8 protein-coding genes are annotated in these 7,638 nt (G+C 67.6%); 6 read left to right on the top strand and 2 right to left on the bottom strand.

Annotation, left to right across the window (positions count from 1 at the left end):
• Nucleotides 1–185 precede the first annotated feature (185 nt).
• The 5 genes from VNN10_01230 (at nucleotide 186) to VNN10_01250 (ending at nucleotide 5,503) form a co-directional block, all read left to right on the top strand.
• Entirely contained in the window at nucleotides 186–1,091 is a 906-nt protein-coding gene (locus VNN10_01230) for a hypothetical protein (protein HXH20620.1), read from the top strand.
• A gap of 146 nt (nucleotides 1,092–1,237) precedes the next feature.
• Nucleotides 1,238–2,572: an adenylate/guanylate cyclase domain-containing protein gene (locus VNN10_01235; GenBank protein HXH20621.1), complete on the top strand. Its 1,335-nt coding sequence runs from the start codon at nucleotides 1,238–1,240 to the stop codon at nucleotides 2,570–2,572.
• Nucleotides 2,569–3,738 (top strand): LL-diaminopimelate aminotransferase, encoded by a 1,170-nt coding sequence (locus VNN10_01240; protein HXH20622.1) that lies wholly within the window; start codon nucleotides 2,569–2,571, stop codon nucleotides 3,736–3,738. Before VNN10_01235 ends, VNN10_01240 begins: the two co-directional genes overlap by 4 nt.
• Nucleotides 3,739–3,911: 173 nt before the next feature.
• Nucleotides 3,912–5,108, top strand: a complete 1,197-nt coding sequence (gene hflX, locus VNN10_01245; GenBank protein HXH20623.1) for a GTPase HflX — start codon at nucleotides 3,912–3,914, stop codon at nucleotides 5,106–5,108.
• 11 nt (nucleotides 5,109–5,119) lie between these two features.
• Nucleotides 5,120–5,503 carry a methionine-R-sulfoxide reductase gene (locus VNN10_01250; protein HXH20624.1) on the top strand — a complete coding sequence of 128 codons (384 nt, stop codon included), beginning with the start codon at nucleotides 5,120–5,122 and terminating at the stop codon, nucleotides 5,501–5,503.
• Between the two features lie 14 nt (nucleotides 5,504–5,517).
• Here VNN10_01250 and VNN10_01255 read toward each other — a convergent pair whose 3' ends face one another.
• The gene (locus VNN10_01255; GenBank protein ID HXH20625.1) at nucleotides 5,518–6,351 is read right to left on the bottom strand and encodes an alpha/beta hydrolase; all 834 of its coding nucleotides are present in this window, start codon (nucleotides 6,349–6,351) and stop codon (nucleotides 5,518–5,520) included.
• Nucleotides 6,352–6,558: 207 nt separating this feature from the next.
• Here VNN10_01255 and VNN10_01260 point away from each other — a divergent pair, with 207 nt between their 5' ends.
• The gene (locus VNN10_01260) at nucleotides 6,559–6,918 is read left to right on the top strand and encodes a hypothetical protein (GenBank protein ID HXH20626.1); all 360 of its coding nucleotides are present in this window, start codon (nucleotides 6,559–6,561) and stop codon (nucleotides 6,916–6,918) included.
• Here VNN10_01260 and VNN10_01265 read toward each other — a convergent pair.
• Nucleotides 6,911–7,447, bottom strand: a complete 537-nt coding sequence (locus tag VNN10_01265) for an NAD(P)H-dependent oxidoreductase (GenBank protein HXH20627.1) — start codon at nucleotides 7,445–7,447, stop codon at nucleotides 6,911–6,913. The two genes, VNN10_01260 and VNN10_01265, sit on opposite strands and share 8 nt — an antisense overlap.
• Nucleotides 7,448–7,638: the final 191 nt, after the last annotated feature.

A 7,638-nucleotide genomic window follows, 5' to 3' on the forward strand; every position in this document is an offset into this window, starting at 1 on the left:
CGCGATCATGGTGGCGGCGCGGCTTCACGGCCTCGTCGATGGACGGGTCGAGGTCAAGGAGCCCGGCGGCGTGTTAGTGCTGGAGTGGGACGGCAGAGGCCATGTCTTCCTCACCGGCCCTGCCGAGTACATTTACAGCGGCGACTGGCCGGACAGTTGAGGCCGGCCGCTTCAAGGGGGCAACAATGCAGCTACGCAGACTGGACCCGATGGCCAATGCGGGGCCGTACCAGAGGCTCCTGAAGAACCCCGTAAAGAGCGTCTCGCTCAGCGAGGCCCAGTACGACTGGGTGAAGGCAAACCGCCCGCAGCTCGTCGTGACGGAGGGCGAGGCTGCCGTCATCGGCCTGCCGTTGATGGACTTCCTGGAGGTGAACTACGCCTACCCGGACATCGAGATGTTCGTGGACCGCTTCCCGGCGATGCTGGAGAAGCTCTCTGCGGCAACGGACAAGAAAGAGGCGCCTCGGGGCATGGTCCTCGCTTTCCGCGACCGGCCCAACCGGATGACGGCGGACACGGTGTTCTGGTCGGTGGGGCTCGAGGAGGGCGAGCAGTGGGTCGAAATGAACCTGGTCGCCGTACCGCAGCAGGACGAACCGGGCCCCGAAGCCGGTGACTACAGCCTGGTGGAAGCAGACGACAAGGAAATCGCGCAGGTGGAGGCGGAAGTCACCGGACGGACGCCCCTGACGCCGAACGGGGTGAAGAGGCTGCGAGAAAACGCGAAGCTCGTCCGAGTCCTGCGGCCCAAGCCGGGCGGACCGGCAGCCGGCCTCCTGGCGCTGCGGACGGAGCCTGGCGGCTGGGGCGTCATCGACCTGGCGCTGATCAAGGACGAGGCCGCGCACGCGCGCAAGGACATCTTCGCCTGGGCCGTCGCCTGGCTGAGGAACAACGGCGGCCGCAGGGTCCGCAAGCGCTGCGGTGTCGACGACAGCGCCGAGCTTACGGCCCTCAAGGAGCTCGGGTTCACACCGGGTGAGGCGGGCCTGTACCTGACGCGCTCCGTCGACAAGGCGGAGGTGGAAGCCAAGCTCGCGGAGCGAAAGGCCCACGGCACGATCATCAAGTTCGGCGACTGGCGCTAGGGGCGCACCGGGTCTCTCGTCTTCCCGAGGTCCTCTGCTGATTGTCCCCGGCTGGCTCTGGCCTCTGTCCGCTCCTCCTGCCTTGCCAGCCTGCCCTGCGCTCTGGAGAGACTCGCCCCAGGGGCGCACATCGGTACAATCGTCTGGTGGAGCCGCGAGTCCAGTACACGCGCACAGCCGACGGCGTGAACATCGCCTTCTGGACGATCGGCGAGGGCCAGCCGCTGGTCATCATGCCCTCGATGCCGATGAGCCACATCGAGTTCGAGTGGCAGATACCGGAGTGGCGCGCCTTCTATGAGCGCATCGCCGAGCGCCGGCTGGTGGTCCGCTACGACGGCCGCGGCACCGGCCTCTCGGACCGACGCGCGATCAAGTACTCGCTCGAGACGCTCCTGATGGACCTGGATGCGGTCGTCAGCAGGCTCAACCTCGAGCGCTTCGCCCTGCTCGCCGCCTACCACCCTGGCCCGGCGGCCCTCCACTACGCGGCGCGACACCCCGAAAGGCTCTCCCACCTGCTCCTCTGGTGCACTTACGCCGCGGCAGCGGAGATGTCGTCGCCGGTGGTCACGGCCACGCGGTCCCTGATCCAGCAGGACTGGGAGGTCTACGCCCAGACGGCGGCGCACGTCCTCCTGGGCTGGAACGCGACGCAGCCGGCCCAGAACTTCGCCCGCTTCATCCGCGAAGCAAACACACCTGACGGCGTAATGGCCCTGTTCGACGCGGCCGCGGAGTTCGACGCACGCGATGTGCTCGATCAGGTCAAGACGCCGACCCTCGTCATGCAGCGGCGAGGGATCAGCTGGATGGACATCGAACTGGCGCGCAATCTCGCGGCCCGTATCCCTGACGCGCGGCTAGCCCTGCTCGAAGGGGAGTCCATCGCCCCTTACTGGGGAGACGTCGACTCGGTGGTCAACGCGATCCTCGACTTCCTGGGCGAGGGCAGGGCCGGGCCTCAACGAGCGGCGACGAGCCTCCGAACCATCCTCTTCACCGACATCGAGGGCCACACGGCGATGATGCGCAGTCTTGGCGATGAGCGCGGCCGCCAGATGCTCCGGGACCACGAGCGCATCACGCGCGAGGCCCTGAGGGCGCACGGCGGCAGCGAGATCAAGACCATGGGCGACGGCTTCCTGGCAACCTTCGGTTCGGCGCAGAGGGCGCTGCAGTGCGCCGTCGCGCTCCAGAAGGCCTTCCACGACTACAGCCGCGGCCCGATAAAGCTCCGAGTCCGCGTTGGCCTGAATGCCGGCGAGCCCATTGCCGAAGGAGGCGAGCTCTACGGCACGGCCGTGATCATGGCGTCGCGCTGCGCGGCGCAGGCGAAGGGCGGCGAGATCCTGGCGACAGACGTGGTGCGGCAGCTGGTCAGCGGGCGCGGGTTTGAGTTCGGGGACCGGGGCCTGTTCGACCTAGCCGGCTTCGAGGACCCCGTGCGCCTCTATGAAGTGAAGTGGAGCCCTGAATGAGACTGGCAAAACGCGTCGAGAAGCTGCCACCGTACCTCTTCGCCGAGATCAGCAAGAAGATCGCGGCCAAGAGGGCCGCTGGCGTCGACATCATCTCCTTCGGCATCGGCGACCCGGATATCCCGACACCGCCGCACATCATGCAGGCGATGTACGAGGCCGCCGCCGACCCCGTGAATCACCGCTATCCGGAGTCCGAAGGACTGCCTGAACTGCGCCGAGCGGTCGCCAACTGGTACGAACGCCGCTTTGGCGTCCGCCTCGACCCTGACAGGGAGGTACAGCCTCTCATCGGCTCCAAGGAGGGCATAGCCCACGTGGCGCTCTGCCTGGTGGACCCGGGCGACGTGGCCCTGGTGCCAGACCCCGGCTACCCCGTTTACACCACCGGCACCCTCTTCGCCGGCGGGGATGTGCACTACATGCCCCTGCGGGAGGAGGACGGCTTCCTGCCGGACTTCTCCGCGATCCCGGAGGACATCGCGCGGCGGGCCAAGGTGCTGTGGCTGAACTACCCCAACAACCCGACGGGCGCCGTCGCCGGCCTCGACTTCTTCGAGGAGGCGGTCCGCTTCGCGAAGCGGTACGACATAGCCATCTGTCACGACGGGCCCTACAGCGAGGTCGCCTACGACGGCTACAAGCCCGTTAGCTTCCTTCAGGCCGAGGGAGCGATGGACGTCGGCATCGAGTTCCACTCGCTCTCCAAGAGCTACAACATGACAGGGTGGCGCATCGGAATGGCCGTCGGTAACCACACGCTGATCGACGCCCTCATGCGGGTCAAGAGCAACATTGACTCCGGGATCCCCCAGGCCATCCAGCGCATGGCGATAGCTGCCCTGGAGGGGCCGCAGGACTGCATCGACGAGCACAACGCCATCTACCAGCGCCGGCGAGACAAGGTCGTGGACGCGCTCCGCTCCATCGGCATGCGCGTCGAAGCGCCCAAGGCCAGCCTCTACGTCTGGGCCCGCGTGCCCGAGGGTTACACGTCGGTCGAGTTTGCCGCCCGCATGATCGACGACATTGGCGTCGTCATGACGCAGGGGACGGGCTACGGACGGTACGGCGAGGGCTTCGTCCGCCTCTCACTGACGATCCCGGACGATCAGCTCGAGGAGGGCGTGCGCCGGATCAAGGAGTGGGGCCGCGGCGCCAAGTAGCCGTGGCACATCCGGGCGGCGGCGCCGGTCGACGGCTGTCGCGCACCCATCCCTCTCGCCTTCGCCCCGAAAGCATCGCGTCGTATGCCCGCGAGTCCTTGACTCTGGACGGCGGGGATGAGACCTAGGTCGGGCTGCCTCCGGTAGAATTGAATCGTACGACAGGAGGCCATTTGTCCGAGCGAAGGGACCGCACCGTATCGACGGAGCCGCCACAGGAGCGCGCGTACCTCGTAGCAGTGGACCTGCGAGAGCGGCGCGGAGGGCTGAGCGCCGAGGACTCGCTGGACGAGCTCGCATTGCTTGCGCACACCGCCGGCGCCGAGGTGGTTGGCCGCGCCGTGCAGCGGCTGGAGTCGCCGAACCCGGCCCATTACATCGGGAAGGGCAAGCTCGAAGAGATCATCAGGGCGCGCGCTGAGGCCGGCTACACGATGGTCCTCTTCGATGACGAGCTGAGCCCGTCCCAGCAACGCAATCTCGAGAAGGCGCTATCAGTAAAGGTCCTCGACCGGACGGCGCTGATCATCGACATATTTGCCCGCCGCGCGCAGACGAAGGAGGCTCGTCTTCAGGTCGACCTGGCGCAGAGCCAGTACCTCCTGCCCCGGCTGGCCGGCCAGTGGAGCCACCTGGAACGCCTCGAGGGCCGCATCGGGACCAGGGGGCCCGGGGAGACTCAGCTCGAAACTGACCGCCGCCTTGTCCGCAACCGTATAACCCGCCTGCGCCGTCAAATCGATGAGGTCCGGACGCAGCGGTCGCTGTACCGGCGCCGCCGCGCCAGACAGGGGGTGCCCGTCGTCGCCCTCGTGGGCTACACGAACGCCGGCAAGAGCACCCTGATGCGCGCCCTCTCCGGCGCCGACGTGTTCACGGAAGACCTCCTCTTTGCGACGCTCGACCCCGTGACGCGCCGAATCCGCCTGCCCTCCGGCGAACAGGCGCTCCTCACCGACACGGTCGGCTTCATCCAGAAGCTGCCTACTCAGCTCGTGGCCGCGTTCCGGGCCACCCTCGAGGAGCTTGCCGATGCCGACGTGCTACTGCACGTGGTCGACATAACACACCCGAACGCTGCCGAGCAATTCGAGTCGGTCGAGCAGACGTTGCGCGAGCTCGACCTGGGCGAAAAGCCGCGGATTATCGCTTTCAACAAGGTCGACCTGGTCTCGCCGGGCGGCCCTGGCGGCCCGCCCGAAGATCTGCAGGCGCTCGTAGCCGCGGTGGTCGGGCGCTCGCCCGGCCCGGAAGACGTCTCGGACGCGCTGCTTATCTCAGCCGCGAAGGGGTGGGGCCTCGACGAGGTCGGGGAGCGCATCGAACGCCGGCTTGCGCATGCCCGGGCCCGCCAGCCGGTACATGCCTGATGGAGGGAGCGATGGAGAAGCCGACATATAACGAGCTGACGCCCGTCGAGCGCTACGTGATCGAGTTCAAGGGGACGGAGCCGCCCTTCTCGGGCGAGTACGAGGACCACTTCGAGGAGGGCGTCTACATTTGCCGCCGCTGCAACGCGCCCCTGTACCGCTCCGAAGACAAGTTCGACGCCCGCTGCGGCTGGCCGGCCTTCGACGACGAGATTCCCGGCGCAGTCAAGCGCCTGCCGGACCCCGATGGGGTGCGCACGGAGATAGAGTGCGCCAACTGTGGCGGCCACCTGGGCCACGTCTTCCTGGGCGAGGGCTTCACTCCGAAGCAGACTCGCCACTGCGTGAACTCGCTCTCGATGCGCTTCGTACCGGCGGCAAAGAAGGCCACCTAGCGTTCCGGGGCGCCTTACGCGCGCGTCGCCCACTTGCCTGCTTCGGCGGCGGTCAGGAAGTCCAGCACCAGCCGGTTGAACAGGTCTGGCTCCTCCAGGTTGATGGCGTGTCCGCTCTGGGGCAGGAAGGCTAGCCCGGAGGAGGGAATGTGCCGTTTCATGAACAGCGCCGGCTCCACGCAGGCGGCATCCTCATCGCCGACGAGGATGAGCGCCGGCGCGCGCAGGGCCTGCAACTCCTTCTCCCAGGCGAAGATCGGCGGGCGTGCCGCCTGGACGCCGCGCATGGTGTTGGCGCTTCCCCGCGCCGAGTGACGCATGAGCTGGTCGACGAACTGCTGGTAGCCAAGCGGGTCCTTTCGCTTCAGTTGCAGGCGTGAAGGCCCCAGCGCGTAATCACTCAAGGCGGCCATCCCTTCGGCCTCCAGCCGCCTGGCAAGCGCAAGGCAGCCATCGCGGAATTGCTCCGGGTTCGTGCTGCCGCTTCCCGCAGCCGCGACGATGAGGGCTCGGGCCATCTCCGGGTGACGAATGCCGAAGTGCAGGGCGGTCGCGCCTCCCATCGAGAGGCCGCCGACGTGCGCCTGGTCGACTCCGAGGTGTCGCAGCAGCTGGTAAAGGTCCTCGACTGCTATGTCCTGGCTATAGGCCTCGGGGTCGGCGGGCACTTCCGAAGAGGGATAGCCGCGGGCGTTGTACGTGATCACGCGGTAGCGGCGGGCGAAGAAGTGGACCTGCGGCTCCCAGCTCTCCATCGACCCCGCGAACTCGTGACACCAGACCAGGGGAAAGCCGCTCCCCGCCTCTTCGAAGGCAAGTTCCACGCCATTCACTCGCGCGCTCGGCATCGAGGACTCCTGTCAGAGTTTCCGTCAAGGATAAGCCGGGGAGCGGCGGCGCGCCCAGGCGTCGAAGCGCCGCGGACCTCTGCGGGCACCGGATGGGGATGGGCGCTGATACGTGACCGTAACCACTTCTTAAGCCTTTGCTGCGCGCTTTGACACCACCGGCACGCTGCCCGCCCTAAGGTCAGAGGGGGACAAAGGGGTGAGCCAATGCGTGGAACGGTCAGCAGAGTCATCCTGCAGGGTCGCTTCGGCTTTCTGAATGCCGAGGACGGGCGTGAGTACTACTTCCAGGAGGGCGCGCTGGAAGAAGTGGCCCTCGACGAACTTGCGCCCGGCACGGCGGTCAGCTTCGCGCCGGCCGAGTCGTCGCCGGCGGAGGCGGCGAACCCGACGGCGACTAACGTGCGCCTCGAGCCGAGCGCGGCGGAGGAAGCTCCGGCGCAAAACGACCGCGGTGGCAGCCTGGAGCACGGGCCGCCGCCCGAAGTCGAGGCCCACGAAGTCAACGAGGCGTCCTGGGAGTCGTTTCCGGCTAGCGACCCGCCGGCCCGGCGGCAGATCACCTGACGCCTGGCGCGGCTTCTCCGCGCCGGAGCCGCAGCGCCACCTCGGCTACGCGGCGTCCCAGCGCCCGGGCTTGAGCCCGGTCTTCCTCCGTCACCGAGCCGTGCGCTGTCGCGCCGTAGTAGGATCCGGAGGTTCGCATCGCGTCCGTCCAGGGCAGGCCCACCACCAGCATCCCGTGTGACAGAAGCAGGTGGACGAGCTGAAGCAGGGTCGCCTCGATCCCCGCCGAGCGCGAATACCCGGCGGCAAAGGCCGCGCCTGGTTTGCCGGCAAGTTCGCCCGTCTGCCACAGGTCGCCTGAGTAATCGAACCAGTCCTTGAGCTTGCCGGTCATGCCGCTCCAGTTCGGCGACCCGATTATGACCGCGTCAGTCTCGAGCAGGACTTGCGGCGTCGACTCGTGAATGCGGTGGTACATAGCCTCGGCGCCCGGGACCTCGCGTATGCCGGCGGCCACGGCCTCCGCGAGTTGCTCCGTAAGGCCGCCGCGGGAGTCGAAAAGCACGAGGATGCGGACGGCGTCGGCCACGGCCGGATGTTAACAGGAAGCGCATCAGGGGCGCAGCGCCTTTCGCCTGCCCCGCGCGCCTGACCGCCGATGCCGCCTCTGCTAGACTCGCGAGTGCCACACATGCGGGGCTTTGCGGGAATCGGACCCCTGGTCTGGGAGCGGCTGGTCGCCAACTGGCGCATGCTGGCCGTCCTCGCCTTCGGCATGGT

This window comes from Dehalococcoidia bacterium, from assembly GCA_035574915.1.
Lineage (GTDB): Bacteria > Chloroflexota > Dehalococcoidia > DSTF01 > WHTK01 > DATLYJ01.